At 50.6% G+C, this 14,480-nt stretch carries 9 protein-coding genes, 1 tRNA gene and 1 other annotated feature; of the genes, 7 read left to right on the forward strand and 3 right to left on the reverse strand.

The window, feature by feature from the left end:
- Positions 1-76 (reverse strand) — tRNA-Val (locus QZQ29_RS05895).
- 164 nt (positions 77-240) lie between these two features.
- On the opposite strand from QZQ29_RS05895, the gene QZQ29_RS05900 reads away from it, so the two are divergent.
- Together QZQ29_RS05900 and QZQ29_RS05905 are read left to right on the forward strand one after the other, a co-directional pair.
- Complete coding sequence (locus tag QZQ29_RS05900; protein WP_296961038.1) at positions 241-1,581, forward strand: MATE family efflux transporter; 1,341 nt, start codon at positions 241-243, stop codon at positions 1,579-1,581.
- Positions 1,582-1,642: 61 nt separating this feature from the next.
- Positions 1,643-1,886 (forward strand) — a binding site (T-box leader).
- Positions 1,887-1,965: 79 nt separating this feature from the next.
- The gene (locus tag QZQ29_RS05905) at positions 1,966-3,270 is read left to right on the forward strand and encodes a dicarboxylate/amino acid:cation symporter (protein ID WP_296961039.1); all 1,305 of its coding nucleotides are present in this window, start codon (positions 1,966-1,968) and stop codon (positions 3,268-3,270) included.
- A gap of 62 nt (positions 3,271-3,332) precedes the next feature.
- On the opposite strand, the gene QZQ29_RS05910 is transcribed toward QZQ29_RS05905, so the two are convergent.
- Positions 3,333-4,343, reverse strand: a complete 1,011-nt coding sequence (locus QZQ29_RS05910; protein WP_296961044.1) for a uroporphyrinogen decarboxylase family protein — start codon at positions 4,341-4,343, stop codon at positions 3,333-3,335.
- 383 nt (positions 4,344-4,726) lie between these two features.
- Between QZQ29_RS05910 and QZQ29_RS05915 the strand changes: the two genes are divergently transcribed.
- From QZQ29_RS05915 to QZQ29_RS05925, 3 genes are read left to right on the forward strand one after another with little or no spacing between them, the layout of a single operon-like run.
- Entirely contained in the window at positions 4,727-6,460 is a 1,734-nt protein-coding gene (locus tag QZQ29_RS05915) for a DUF6020 family protein (RefSeq protein ID WP_296961045.1), read from the forward strand.
- A gap of 15 nt (positions 6,461-6,475) precedes the next feature.
- The gene (locus QZQ29_RS05920) at positions 6,476-8,053 is read left to right on the forward strand and encodes a DUF6020 family protein (protein WP_296961048.1); all 1,578 of its coding nucleotides are present in this window, start codon (positions 6,476-6,478) and stop codon (positions 8,051-8,053) included.
- Positions 8,054-8,086: 33 nt separating this feature from the next.
- A complete protein-coding gene (locus QZQ29_RS05925) occupies positions 8,087-10,969 on the forward strand; it encodes an ATP-dependent DNA helicase (protein ID WP_296961051.1) in 2,883 nt (960 codons plus the stop codon).
- 60 nt (positions 10,970-11,029) lie between these two features.
- On the opposite strand, the gene QZQ29_RS05930 is transcribed toward QZQ29_RS05925, so the two are convergent.
- A complete protein-coding gene (locus QZQ29_RS05930) occupies positions 11,030-12,490 on the reverse strand; it encodes a carbon starvation CstA family protein (RefSeq protein WP_296961055.1) in 1,461 nt (486 codons plus the stop codon).
- A 1,011-nt stretch (positions 12,491-13,501) separates the two neighbouring features.
- Here QZQ29_RS05930 and rplM point away from each other — a divergent pair.
- Both rplM and rpsI read left to right on the forward strand, forming a co-directional pair.
- Positions 13,502-13,942, forward strand: a complete 441-nt coding sequence (rplM, locus tag QZQ29_RS05935; protein ID WP_296961060.1) for a 50S ribosomal protein L13 — start codon at positions 13,502-13,504, stop codon at positions 13,940-13,942.
- Between the two features lie 22 nt (positions 13,943-13,964).
- Positions 13,965-14,357: a 30S ribosomal protein S9 gene (gene rpsI / locus QZQ29_RS05940; RefSeq protein ID WP_296961063.1), complete on the forward strand. Its 393-nt coding sequence runs from the start codon at positions 13,965-13,967 to the stop codon at positions 14,355-14,357.
- Positions 14,358-14,480 lie beyond the last annotated feature (123 nt).

Genomic DNA, 14,480 nt, shown 5'->3' on the forward strand with positions numbered 1-14,480 from the left:
TGGTGGGCGATAACAGGATCGAACTGCTGACATTCTGCTTGTAAGGCAGACGCTCTCCCAGCTGAGCTAATCGCCCATAACTCTGACGTAGTCTATTATGCCTTATGGGACGGAATTTTTCAAGGGGGGCATGCAAAAAAATTCTGAATATTTACTGCTTTATCATATTTCCTTGCGGCTGTAGCAGGCAGATGGTATCATAGGTAACCTGAACAGGCTTATTACAGGAGGGGTATTTCCATGAAATCCCATGAATTATATCAGAGCCGGTGGACGGTGTTTTCCATGTCCGTCCCCATTTTTATTGAAACGGCTCTCCAGATGATGGTTCCCAATGTGGATCAGTTCATGCTGAGCCGGTATTCACAGGACAGCGTGGCGGCCGTGGGAAATGACAATGTGGTGTTTAATCTGGTCATTCTTACACTGGCGGTGCTGTCCCAGGCAGCCACTATCCTTATCGCCCATCACCGGGGCGCAGGGAATATGGGGAAAGTGAATGAGGTTTGTACGGTGGCTCTTTTTACAAACCTGGTGCTGGGGCTCATCATCAGTATGGCTCTTTTCTTCTTCGATGAATTCTTCCTTAACGCATTAGGCATTCCCCGGGAAATTTGGAAGGATGCGTCCTTGTATATCCGCTGGATTGGTCTCTTTGTCTTTATCCAGAGCATGTACATGGCTTTTATTTCCTTTCTCCGGGGCTTTGCCCTGCTGAAGCTCACCATGCTGTGCTCCATGGTGATGAATATTACGAATATTGCAGGAAACATGGTCCTGATTCACGGCCTGGGTCCCATTCCCTCCATGGGGGTGGCGGGGGTGTGTATTTCCACCAATATTTCCAAATTTATCGGCTTTTTCCTGATTGTCTGTCTGTTTCACCGGTATACGCCGGTTCGATTTTCTTTGAAGTATCTGTCTCCTTTTCCTTGGGATACGCTCCATAAGATTCTGTATCTGGGCATTCCTTCCGGCGGCGAAACCTTTTCGTACCAGCTGTCCCAGACGGTGATTATGAAGTTCGTCAATATTTTCGGCGTGGTAGTCATTACCACCAAGGTGTACTGCTACATTATCGCCATGATGAGCTACGTTTATTCCCAGTCCCTGGCCATGGCCACCCAGATTCTGGTGGGCTATTTTAAAGGAGCCGGCGATAATGAGGAAGTGGACCGGCGGGTGAAATTTACCATTTCTGTGGCCATGGTGCTTTCAGGGTCCATTGCCACCATGCTTTATCTCAATGCCGATTCGGTGCTGTCCATCTTTACCCATGACCCGGAGGTGCTGGCGCTGGGGAAAACCATTCTTTTCATTGAAATTTTCCTCGAAATCGGCCGGGCTGTGAATATGTGCATGGTCATGGCTCTCAATGCGTCCGGTGATGTGCGTGCGCCGGTGACGGTGGGCATCATATTCATGTGGTCCGTGGCCACCTTCGGCGCCTGGCTTCTGGGGGTCCATCTGTACTGGGGCCTTGCGGGTATATGGATTGCCATGGCGGCGGATGAATGCAGCAGGGGCATTGTTTTCTTCTGGCGCTGGCACCAGGGGGTATGGAGGAAACGGCTGGTATAGAAATTTCTATTTCATAAATTCCATCTTGACATGGACATTTTATCATGTTATAGTATGAGCACTTATAGCGATGAAGAAGAAGAGTAGATTTCTTTGGAAGTCCCTCAAGCGAGTCCGGAGAGTGGAAGCGGACGGGGCAGGGGTTATCGAAGTGCGTTTCTGAGCGTGAAAGGCGGAATCCAGTATGCCTTTCCGGGCATTCCCGTTACAGAATCATGGTTTCTACAAGGAAGGAAACCTCATGAGGCATGCATGGTGACATGTATGTGAATCTGGGTGGTAATCACGAATCTTTCGTCCCAAAGGGATGGAGGATTTTTTTTATGGCTGCCGCGCGGAGATGGTTCCTTGGTTATAATATCGTTTCGTTTCAGGAGGTTTTTTATGAAGAAAAATGAGGAAGTGCAGGCTGCTGCACAAAAGGCGCTGGAGGCCAACAAGAAAAACAAACAGGGCCGCCAGTTCGTTCTCTGGATGATGGCCCTGGTGGCAGGGGCTGCTTTGGGCTGGCTGGGAATCAAGCCGCTGAATGAATTATTTACCTTTATTGCCACTGTATTTACCCGTCTTTTCCAGTTTATTGCGGTGCCCACCATTGCCCTGGCGGTAATTACCACCCTGGCCCAGCTGGGAGGCAAAAAGGAAACGGGACGTATTTTTGCCCATGCTGTAACCTATACTCTTTTGACCACCATCTGTGCCGCAGGTATCGGCCTTGCCATGTATCTCTGGATTGCACCGGGCAATCTTCCTGCTGATATTATCGGCGCCGGTACTGCCAATGTGCCCCAGAAGCTGGGCCATCTTACTTATTATGACCATATTTTAAGCGTTATCCCCAATAACCTGCTCCAGCCATTCCTGTCGGGCAATGTGCTGGCGGTGATGATGATCGCCGCTGCCTTCGGCCTGGGCCTTGCCTTTATGCCGAAGACGGAGAATCGGGAAATCCTGATGAAGGGTATCATGGGTTTCCAGGAACTGCTCTTCACCCTTATCCGTGCGCTCCTCTTCATTCTCCCCGTAGGTATTCTGGCTTTCTCCGCCCAGCTTTCCGCCCAGATTGAGGCAGGCGTCATTGTGGGAGCTCTGGGGAAATACACCGCCGTCATTATCGGCAGCAATGTGATCCAGTTTTTCATTGTTATTCCTATTTTCCTTCTGGCAAGGGGACTTAATCCTATCCATGTATTCAAGAAAATGTCTCCTGCCATTGCAGTAGCCCTTTTCACCAAGAGCTCCGCCGGCACCCTGCCGGTGACACTGGCTTCTGCAGAACACAACATGAAGGCCAATCCCGCTGTTTCCCGCTTCGTCCTTCCTATCTGCACCACCATCAACATGAACGGCTGTGCTGCCTTCATCCTGGTAACATCCCTCTTCGTCATGCAGAATGCAGGCTATGAAATGTCCATGGCCACCATGATTACCTGGCTTTTCGTAGCTGTACTGGCGGCCATCGGCAATGCCGGTGTCCCCATGGGCTGCTATTTCCTGACCCTGTCCCTCATGAGCGGTATCGGTGCCCCCATCGGCATTATGGGCGTTATCCTTCCTATCTACACCATCATTGATATGATTGAAACCGCAGAAAACGTGTGGTCCGACTCCGCTGTATGTGCCATGACAGACCATGACCTGAAAGGGAAGATTCCGGAACCCTCCGATGGAGAGGCAGTGGAAGCATAAAGAACATATAAAAACACTCCTGCTTTCGTGCGGGAGTGTTTTTTATTATGAAATATGATTTCTTATGCTTCCACTGCTTTCCGAAGGGCCATGAGGTTTTCCTCCGGCGCTTTGGGATTGACCACGCAGCCCGGTCCCAGGATCAGACCTTTTCCATCTACCTGGGCGATGGCGTCTTTCACGTGGGCCGTGATTTCTTCCGGCGTGCCGTCAAGGATGATATCGTCGTACTTCAAAACGCCGTCAACAAAGTAGGGCGCCGACTTGATACCGGCCAGGAGACATTTATCTGTAAGGGCCCTGGCTTCTTTCAGCGTAGGCCAGGTGTGGCGGTCGTGCCAGTTGATGCAGTTTACCGGATAGGCGGCCACTTCATTGAAGTAAATGTCTTCGCCGTGAATGTGGACCGCGTTGAACCAGGTCTTTTTGGCGTAGGATTTGATAATCTGGAGATCATAGAACTGGCCGAATTCTTCAAATTCATGAAGGTTCATGACGGAGCGGGTGGCGTTCTGGGTGGCAAAGAAGAAGCCGTCCACACCGGCGTCAATGTTATAGCTCACGAAATCAAGGGTGGTAGCGGTGATGGCGGAAAGGGCGTGATGCACCGATTCCGGATAGTTAATCATGTCCATGAGGAGACGGTCGCCGGCCATTTTCTTCAGGGTGGAGAAGGGGCTGAAAATGGTCTGCATCACCGGAGTGCCCGGTTTCCTCCTCTTCACCATTTCCCTGGCAAATTCGATCTGCTTGCCGTAGGTGCCCTGGATGGCGGGGATGGCCTTCAGGGTATCATAGTCGGAGGGGCTCTGGATGGTAAATTTCTTTACGATGGGCTCCTTATAGGGGTCGCAGTAAATGGTAATCTGGTTGCCGAAGTCCTGGGTGCTGTACAGGCCGAAGGGCATCATTTTAATATAGTCGAAATCGTATTTTTCCGTAAAGTCTGCTTCTGCTTCCGCCAGGGAAATGGGGTCTTGGTCAAACTGGGACAGGTGCATCCATGCGCCCACCGGCACATGGTCCACCTCTTTGCCGGCCAGGGCGGCTCTGATTCGTTCTTCTCTATTCATAGTAATCTCCTTTCAGAAACACTTATATTCATTTCTTTGATTATACCATAGGAAGGGGTGGTTTTGAGAAAGGAAAAGTGGGGAGTAACCGCTATCCGCTGTCCGCTTACTGCTTTCCGCCGGGGCTGCCCTTTTCAATCCTTCCCGCTGACTGGGGTTCTTTAGTGAGCTGGTGGGCTAGGGAAGCACGTAACGCTGACTATATACTTATCGCTCCTTAGGAGCGATACCACAACCCTCGGGGCGAAGTCCCGTCAAACCTGAGAACCCTCCGGCCGGCAGGCCGGTCAATCTTGAGAACCTTTTTCTTCCCTCTGAACCCTCTATCTTGTCAGCCTCTTTCCGGAAAAGGTATAATATTCATAGTCAAAGGCAGGTAAAGTATGAATATATATAAAGATAGACTATGGCTGGCCCTGCTCACCGGGGTAGTTTCCCTGTGCATGGGCTTTTGTGAATTTTATACCTGGCGTATCGGCTGGCATCCCGGGTCTTCTCCCTGGAACAGGGAGTCCCTTCTCCATGTTTCCCATGTGCCGGAGGTGCTGCTGCTGGGGGTTTTGACCTTTGGAGTTCTTTCTCTTTTTATGAAAGAGGCAGGGGCGCTCCCGTCCTTTTCCCTGCGGCTTGGGGTGGACGGGAAGCCTACGGATTCGCCTTTTGCCCTCATTGCGGCGCTCCTTCTTCTGGCGTGGATGCCCTTTTTCCTTGTTTTCTATCCGGGGACAGGGATGAATGATACCACAGACATCATGCGGGCCGGCATCTGGGCCACAGGGCAGCATACCTTTATTTACTGCATGTTTATTTACGGACTCACCCAGGCGTCGGATATGCTGTTTCACACCACCTCCTACGGGCTGGCGGCGGCGTCTCTTATCCAGATGGTGCTTTTTGCTTCAGGTATTTCCTACTGCCTCTCCTGGATTTACAGAAGGACCGGACGTTTGTGGATTACATCGCTTCTCACCCTGTACTACGCCTTTCTTCCCATGATTGCCAACATGTCCTTTTCCAATGTGAAGGATGTGCTTTTTTCCGTGACCATCCTGCTCTGGATACCCCTTGTCACTTCCTTTGTTTCCGGTTATAAGGAAAATGCCTGGGCGGCGAATAAGCGCCTTTTCATTCTGGCGGGGCTTGGAATGATGCTTCTTAGAAATAACGGAATTTATGTGTTTATCGTCATGCTGGCGGGCCTTGTGATTCTAATGAAACGGATTCGCATGAACCTTCTGCTTACCGGCCTTGTGATGATTGCTATTTCCATCACCCCCGACGTGGCCATTAAGCAGATTCTTGACCTGCCCCAGCTTTTCCAGGAAAGGGTGGGTATTCCGCTGCAGCAGTTTTCCCGGGCCGTGGCGGTGGGGGTGCCGCTGACGGAGGAGGAAAAAGCCTATTCCGTGAAAATGATGATTCCCGGCCGCATTGCCAAATGGTATGATCCTTTCACGGTGGACCTGATTAAATGGAACAGCGATTTTGATTTCTACTACTTCAACAGCCATCCCGATGATTTCTGGAAGGCCTGGAAGTCGGTGGGAAAGAGGAATCAGGAGGTTTATGTGGAGGCCTGGCTTTTTGCCACTTACGGCTACTGGGCCTTTCCTGCACCCGATGAAATGACCCAGTCCCGTTTCTGCTGGGCCTTTTCGGAAAGTGATTTGAAGAACGGCCTGAGTCCTGACCATAATAACGCCTATAAGACCGCCGACATCCATACCTTCTTCAAGAAGGATACCCAGGAAAAGCTGGGACGCTATCTCTGGGATCACAGCCGCTACCTGGGGGCCGGCACCTGTTTGTGGATTACCCTCTGCATAGGGCTCCTTCTTTTCTACCGGCGCCAGTACAGCCGCTTCCTGGTGCTCCTGCCGGCCTGTCTTCTCTGGGGGACGCTGATGATTGCCACGCCGGCGGCTTTCGTGTACCGGTATGTGTATTTCTTCCCCCTCTGCATGCCTCTTTTCCTGCTCCTTCCTTTCCTGCCGGAAGGAAAGTATGGGGAAACAAAGTGGGCGAAAACCATGATGGTGCCTCGGAGGGATATGGAAAATGCCCTCCTTTCAGGTCGGTCTGTAAAGGATGACGGCTATACCCATTGGAAGGATTGAAAGGAGGAAAAATGGATGAAACTTTTCCGCTGGGACACGCCCTGCCGGGCGTCGATGGTGTTTTCCTTCTTTCTGTCTCCCGCCGCCTGGTATACTTTTAAAATCGACCGCATGGGGGAGAAGGTGGCACAGGCAGGAAATGATATCCTTTCGTTACAGGATGGAATGGTGCTGCTTCTTCTTTTCTTCCTTTTTGCGATAGTGCTTCCTCCCTTTGTGAGGTTCTGTCTTACCCTGCCCCGTGAGGGGCAAGAAAGCAGGGGAAGAGAATTCTTCCTGCCGGCATTCCTTTTCATGGCTCTCTGGCAGATGCCCTTCCTTTTGGCCCTGTACCCTGCGCCGGGCATGAATGATACCCTTTTTATGATGGAAAATCCCCTTTACGGAGGGGTGCAGTTTCCCTGGCTTTATTCTCTGGTCTACGGCTATGGCGCCTCTTTAGGTAAGCACATTTTTGGTACAAGGGAGCCGGTCATATTCATTTTCTCCTTCTGCCAGCTCCTGCTCTATGCCTACGGCCTTACAAGAATCGTATTTTGGGTGAAGGAAAGGTTTGGAAAAGAGCCGGCCCTTCCGCTTTATTTTTATTTCACATTTCTTCCCATGGTAGGAAATTATGGCATCGCTGCGGTGCGGGACGGCCTTTTTTCCCTTGCCCTGGCGGGTTCCATGGTGCTTATGGCAGAAGAAGCCTGGGGGAAAAAGGAATATGTCCTTTTCTTTCTGCTTTCACTTTCGCTCATGCTTCTTCGGAGCAACGGCCTTTTTATAGCGGCCCTTCTGTCGGTATGTTCTGCTTTTCTTAGAAAAAGCGGGAAAAAGGAAGCTGCCGTTTTTCTGCTCTGTGCCGTGGCGGCCATTGTTCCCGGGCGGCTTATACTTTCTTACCATGACTGGCAGCCCCTTTTTCAGGAGAGTATGGCCATACCGCTCCAGCAGATGGGGCGGGTGCTGGTGATGGGAGGAGAACGAAGCGAAGAAACGGCGGTGCTCATGAATCATCTGCTGCCGGAGGACAAATGGAGGAAGAACTATTCCCCTGCCACCGTGGACTTTGTGAAATGGGACGATGATTTCAAAAGGAATGATTTGAATCGGGAAAAGGCTGATTTCCTTAAAGCTTGGGCGGATACGGGCCTTAAGAATCCAGGGCTTTATATGGAAGGCTGGATGACGGAAACCTATGCCCTGTGGAATCTGGACCCTCTGGAACATGGCGTGCAGTCCCGTTTCGGCTGGGCATTGTCCGATGAGAATACGATGCATATGGTGCCTTCGGACAATGATATGCTGGCTCTGGGAGACTTCCCCATGCCCTTCAGGCTGAAGTCGTTTCTTGGAGATTATACCTATTCCGGCAGCCGGTTCCTGGGAAGCGGGCTCTGCCTCTGGATGACCCTCTTCCTCTGCCTCCTCTTCCGGTGCGGCGGAAGGAAAAGATTCATTCCGGCGGCGCTGCCCCTTCTGGCCAATACGCTTACCCTGCTTGTTTCCACGCCGGCCTCTGCGGTATTCCGGTATTCCTTTGCCTATGTGCCGGGGATTCCTATTCTCCTTATTCTTTTTCTTTTTGGGAAGGATAACCGCTGCTGATTTGCGTATTTCCATTTCATAAAGGAGCTTTCTATGGAAAGATTAAAAAATACGGCCCAGTATGATGCCATCCATTCCGAAGGACCTACCCTGGTTATTGCGGGACCGGGAACGGGAAAGACTTATACCATCATCCAGCGGGTGCTTTACCTCATACGGGACAGGAAGGTGAAGCCGGAGCAGATTATGATTGTGACCTACACGGTGAAGGCGTCTAAGGAGCTCATGACAAGGCTCACCAATGAGCTGTCCCGGCAGGGCATTGAAACCAACCTCCATGAAATGTACATCGGCACTTTTCATCATATCTGCCGCCGGCTGTTGAAGGAATTTCGGGAATACACAAGGCTGGAGAGAAATTTCATTGAAACGGACCAGTTCGAACAGCAGTACATGGTGTATGAGCATTTGGCGGAATTTGAAAAGATTCCAAACTTTGAGATGGTGGTGCGGTCTTCCTATATTAACAGGGCCGAAGAGGAAGTGAAGGTGGCGCCGTGGAAGAGGTGCCGCACCATCTGCCAGTATGTGAACCGCCTGTCGGAAGAACTGATGAATCCGGAGGACATGACAAGGAGCGGTGATGAAAAAATCCGGGTGCTGGGCTGGATGATGATACGGTATGAAAAGCTGGCGAAGAAGAAGAATTTCCTGGATTTCACCAAGCTCCAGACAGAAGCGTACTACATCCTTTCGGAAAAGGAAAACGTACGGCGCCGGGTGCTGGAGAAAATCAAGTATATTCTGGTGGATGAATACCAGGACACCAACTATATCCAGGAGCGGCTGGTGCAGCTTTTAGGCGGCAGGGAGAGGAACATCTTCGTGGTAGGTGACGATGACCAGAGCATTTACCGGTTCCGCGGCGCCACGGTGGCCAATATCCTGCAGTTTCCACAGCAATTCGGCGGCCGCTGCCATGTGATTACTCTTCACACCAATTACCGCTCCAATCAGGGCATCGTTTCCTTCTGCATGCACTGGATGGCCCAGCCCGACTGGTTTTCCTGGGAACGCATGGGCCGTCTCTACCGCTATCGAAAGGGCTTGGTGGAATCTGCCGGCGGAAAGGCGGCTGCTCCTTCGGTGGTGCGGATTACGGCGGAGGAAAATGACGCCCTTTTTGAAGACAGGGTGTGCGATTTCATTGAAGAACTGAAAACGAGGGGCTGCATATCGGACTATAACCAGGTGGCACTGCTCTTTGATTCGGTGAAGGGCGATACCTCCATTCGCCTCCAATATGCCCTGGATAAAAGGCATATTGCCGTATATGCACCGCGGTCGGGCCACTTTTTTGAAAGAAAGGAAGTGGCCTGGTTCCTGGGATGCCTGCTTTATATGTTCTCCGCCATCCGGCGCAAACTGGGGCAGGACAGGGTGATGGATGAAACCGAGGGAATCCGGGGCACCTATGCTCTTTTCCTGTCCATGGCGGAAACCATGATGGAGAAAAACGAGGAACTTGGCCGGTGGCTTCGTTCTATGAAGAGGAAAATAGAAAGAGAAAAGAAGCTTCCTGAAAATCTGCTTCCCATGGCCTACAAAATCCTGTCTTTCCCGCCCTTTTCCGGCTTTATCGACCAGGCGGGAAAGGGAGAATGCAATGAAGCCAGAAATCTCTCCTCCATGACCAGGCTCATCAGCCGCTTTGACTGCTTCATTGAAGAAAATCATGGTTACGGCAAGGAAACGCTGGAGGATGTATATACTTTCTTCTCCCGCTACCTGAGGCTCTGGTATGAAAACGGGGTGGGGGAATATGAAGATGAAGAAGCCTATGCTCCCAAAGGACAGGTGTCCTTTCTCAATATTCACCAGTCCAAGGGACTGGAATATCCGGTGGTCATCGTGGCTTCCCTCCACGAAAATCCCAGGGGCGAGGATTCCCTTATTCCAAGGGTGGTGGAAAAGATGACAGGCCGCCGTTCCTATGAGCCCTACAGCGATATACGGGACTTTGATTTTCGAAGGAAGTACTATACCGCCTTTTCCCGGGCGGAAACGGTGCTGGCCCTGGCGTGCTGCATAAAAAAAGGAAAGCAGCCTTCCCCGGTCTTCCGGAAGCCCCTCTCCAGCCTGCCGGAATTTGACAGAAAGGAAATCAATTTCACAAAGCTTAAGTTCCGGCCCGTGGAAAAGGGTCATTTCAAACCCCGTATTTCCTTCACCTCCCAGGTGGCGCTTTATGAGGAATGTCCCCTGAAGTACAAGCTCAGCCGGGTATACCGGTTTGCACCGGTGCGGGGACTCTCCCTTCTCTATGGCACCCTGGTTCATGAAACCATCGAAGATATCCACCGGGCGGTGATTTCCGGGCAGAAGGAAAGGCTTACGCCGGCCAATGTATACGCCTGGCTCATGGCGGACTACCAGGCCCTCTCCAAGGCGGAAAATACCTGGCTTTCTAAAAAGGAGCTGGACAGGGCTTTTGGGGAGGTGCTTGGATATATTTCCTACCGCCAGGGGGACTGGTCCATGATACGGGAAGCGGAATATCCGCTGGAACTGGTGAAGGATGATTACATCCTAAACGGCACCATCGACCTTCTCCAGAGCGGGAAAGGTTTGGTGGACATCATCGATTTCAAGACAGGCAGGAAGCCCGACCGGAAGAGTGACCTCTTTGCCAGGTACGAAAGCCAGCTCCAAATCTATGCCTACCTGGTGGAAAAGAAACTGAAAGCGCCGGTGGGAAAGCTTCTTCTTTATTTCACCGGAGAAGCGGAGGAGCCGCTGCTGGAGGTGGAAGGAAATCCGGAAAAGGTGGAAGAGCGGATGAAATCATTTGATAGAATTGCTCATCGCATCCTGGCAGAAGATTTCAACCACCGGAAGAAAATGGTGAACGGCAGGCTTCCGGAAAGCTGCCGCTTCTGTGAATGGAGGGCCTACTGCGAAAGAAAGGGGCCCTGAAAAGGCAATAAAAAAATCCCGCAGATCGCGGGATTTTTTATTGCAGTAAAGAAAAACCGATTAATTCAGTGTGGATTCCATGGTGCCGTCGCATTCTCTTTCTGCATCTTTTTTGAAGACCGTCTTCTTCAGGAAGAGGAAGAGGCATACAGCGCCGAATACGATGCCTGCGGGATAGGTGATGGAAGGATCCATCTGGAGGCCTTCCTTGGCCTGCAGGATGTAGGTGAAGGTAACTACGGACATGAAGGTGGCAGGAATGCAGGCCATGAGCCATGCATAGCGGTTAGCACACTGATGATAAAGGTAAACAGCACCGGTCCAGAGAACAATCATAGCCAGGGTCTGGTTTGTCCAGGAGAAATAACGCCATACGATGTTGAAATCAATCTGGGAAAGGAGACCGCCAATGGCAAGCAGGGGAACAGCGAAGGCCAGACGTTTGGAAGTCTTCTGCTGGTCAATGTGGAACCAGTCGGACAGGGTGAGGCGGGCAGCGCGGAAAGCAGTGTCGCCGGAAGTGATGGGGCAGGCAATGACGCCAAGCATGGCAAGCACTGCACCGATGCCGGTACCCATGTAGCCTACGCAGATATCATAAACTGCGCCGCCGGGGCCGCCGGATTTCAGAACAGCCTGCAGACCGCCGGTGCCGTCGAAGAAGGTAACGCCGGCTGCAGCCCAAATGAGGCAGATAATGCCTTCAGCCACCATGGCGCCGTAGAATACGGGACGGCCAAGACGTTCATCCTTCAGGCAGCGGGCCATGATAGGAGACTGGGTGGAATGGAAACCGGAAATCGCACCGCAGGCAACGGTGATGAACATGAGGGGCCAGATAGGAAGCTGGTGTTCACCGGGGTACAGATTGGCCAGAACCATTTCAGGCATTACATGGCCGCCAACGCCCATGAGCATGCCGCCGGCAATGCCCAGAGCCATGATGATAAGACAGATACCGAAAATCGGGTAGAAACGGGCGATAATCTTATCAATCGGAAGAAGGGTGGCCAGGAAATAGTAGGCAAGAACCACCAGAAGCCAGGGGAGAACCTGCCAGCCGGTAAGCTTGGAAAGAAGCATGGCCGGGCCGGTCATGAATACGGTGCCTACCAGCACCAGGAGGATCACAGAGAAGAAACGCATAATGGTGAGCATGGTGTGGCCCATATGGCAGCCAACAATTTCAGAAATACTGTGGCCGTCTTCGCGGATGGACATCATGCCGGACAGGTAATCATGGACGCCGCCGGCAAAAATGGTTCCCAGCACAATCCAGAGATACACGGACGGACCCCAGAGAGCGCCGCCCAGGGCGCCGAAAATAGGACCAAGGCCTGCAATGTTTAAAAGCTGGATGAGGAATACCTTCCAGGTAGGAAGGGGCATGTAGTCAACGCCGTCATTGTGGATGAGGGCAGGTGTCTTTCTGTCCGTCGGTCCAAAGAGTTTGTCCACTATGGATCCGTAAATAAAATAGCCGGCTATGAGGGCAGCCAGGGCAAGTAAGAAAGTAGTCAAGGAAATGCCTCCTTAAAAATCGGTAAAATGTGAATTTCCATGAAATATTCATGGATTGTCTCAAGTAGTACAAATCATAAAGAATAGAGCCGCTATCCTATGGAATCCATCTCCTCTCGTTTTGAAGCGTCATGACTATTTGTAATGGATGATTCACATTATGAGTATTGCTCATATACAATGCCATTTGCTTCTACTTCGTTGCTTCACACGCATAACAGAATACAACGAAAAAAAGAATTCGTCAATAGGGGAAATAGGATATACTCTTTTGAAATTGGAGAAAAATAAGAGTAACCGATTTCTGCTATTCTTTGAAATAATACAAGCCCAATTTACTATGATTTTAAGTGATAATTCTATACAACCGACGCAGGCAGAAAATATTTTATATAATACATATATAAACAGTGGAAAAGAGGAAAGAAAAAGAAGGAGGGTACACATGAGACGGATATAGAAAGTATCCAATAGCTGCTATAGAAATATTATATAGCCAAGAAAGGCCATTTTCTGGTTCCTTGGTTCATGGTTCCTAGGGAAGAAACATTGGCGGCGAGGGTGAGAAGTGGTAAAGTATAAAGTAAAGGAGGGCGAAGCCCTGAGGAATACCGAAAATTTGAGAAAAGAACTGACGCCCCTATCCTCCGTCACCTGCGGCGCCACCCCCTTCCTATGGAAGGGGGCTCTGGCACTCCGTCATATACCACTTGCGACACAAAATAAAATCCCGTGACGCTGACTTTATAAACATTGCCGCGAAGCGGCTATCCACAACCCTCTGAACCCTCTGAACCCTTTGAACCTTCTGAACCCGAACCGCAGAACGGCTTCAATGGCGATACCACGCCCTTTGAACCATTATTTCCTAAAAAATATATAAAAAATTATTTGACAGGCCTATCAGAAAAGGTTATAATACTCCTTGTGAGATTTGTCCGGAAACCACTAGCCCCGGAGGATGGACGATGTCTTGCGGTTCTGTTTTTTATTCAGGAGGAATCATTTATAATGAAAACCACATTTATGGCCAATGCGGGCAACATTACCCGTAAATGGTATATCGTAGATGCTGAAGGACTGACCGTTGGCCGCCTGGCTGCTAACGTTGCCAAAGTTCTGTCCGGCAAAAATAAACCTACCTACACACCGCATGTTGATACCGGTGACAACGTCATCATCATCAATGCAGACAAAGTCATTCTGACAGGCAAGAAAGAACTGAAGAAAGTTTACTTCCATTACACCGGCTACATCGGTGGCGACAGATACCAGAAGGCAGGAGATGCTCTTCGTGAAAGACCGGTATGGGTTGTTGAACACGCAATCCGCGGCATGCTTCCAAAGAACAAGCTCGGTGCCCAGATGTATCGTAAGCTTCACGTTTATGCTGGCAGCGAACATCCGCATGCAGCACAGAAACCTAAAGAATTAAAGTTTGATATCCGTTAACCGGAAGGGAAGGAAATAAGAAATGGCAGAAGCTACATACTACGGCACCGGCCGCAGAAAGACATCCGTTGCCAGAGTCCGTCTGGTACCGGGACAGGGTAATATTACAATCAATGGCCGCGATCTGAAGGATTACTTCGATCTGGCTACTCTCGAACTGATTATTAAACAGCCGCTGGAACTGACCGGCACCACCTCCGCTTATGACGTGATTGCCAACGTACAGGGCGGCGGACGTACAGGCCAGGCAGGCGCTATCCGTCACGGCATTGCCAGAGCACTGCTGGACGTTGATGCAGACTACAGAAAAGTACTGAAGAGCGCAGGTCTGCTTACCCGTGATCCAAGAATGAAAGAACGTAAGAAATACGGTCTCAAGAAAGCAAGAAAAGCAAGCCAGTTCTCCAAACGTTAATCCGTTTCCGAATGGCAGACGCCCATGGTTTTCCATGGGCGTTTTCTTTGTCTATAGAAAACCCCCGGTTAGACCGGGGGTTCCAAAAAGCTTTAGCGATGAGTCTTTAATGGTTTATAAAAA

It is taken from the genome of uncultured Dialister sp. (assembly GCF_900538805.1).
Lineage (GTDB): Bacteria > Bacillota > Negativicutes > Veillonellales > Dialisteraceae > Dialister.

Bases quoted from the DNA above. Each gene is read 5' to 3' on its own strand.
- QZQ29_RS05925 (WP_296961051.1), top strand. From the start codon at position 8,087: ATGGAAAGATTAAAAAATACGGCCCAGTATGATGCCATCCATTCCGAA.
- rplM (WP_296961060.1), top strand. From the start codon at position 13,502: ATGAAAACCACATTTATGGCCAATGCGGGCAACATTACCCGTAAATGG.
- QZQ29_RS05905 (WP_296961039.1), top strand. From the start codon at position 1,966: ATGAAGAAAAATGAGGAAGTGCAGGCTGCTGCACAAAAGGCGCTGGAG.
- QZQ29_RS05920 (WP_296961048.1), top strand. From the start codon at position 6,476: ATGAAACTTTTCCGCTGGGACACGCCCTGCCGGGCGTCGATGGTGTTT.
- QZQ29_RS05915 (WP_296961045.1), top strand. From the start codon at position 4,727: ATGAATATATATAAAGATAGACTATGGCTGGCCCTGCTCACCGGGGTA.
- QZQ29_RS05900 (WP_296961038.1), top strand. From the start codon at position 241: ATGAAATCCCATGAATTATATCAGAGCCGGTGGACGGTGTTTTCCATG.
- QZQ29_RS05910 (WP_296961044.1), bottom strand. From the start codon at position 4,343: ATGAATAGAGAAGAACGAATCAGAGCCGCCCTGGCCGGCAAAGAGGTG.
- rpsI (WP_296961063.1), top strand. From the start codon at position 13,965: ATGGCAGAAGCTACATACTACGGCACCGGCCGCAGAAAGACATCCGTT.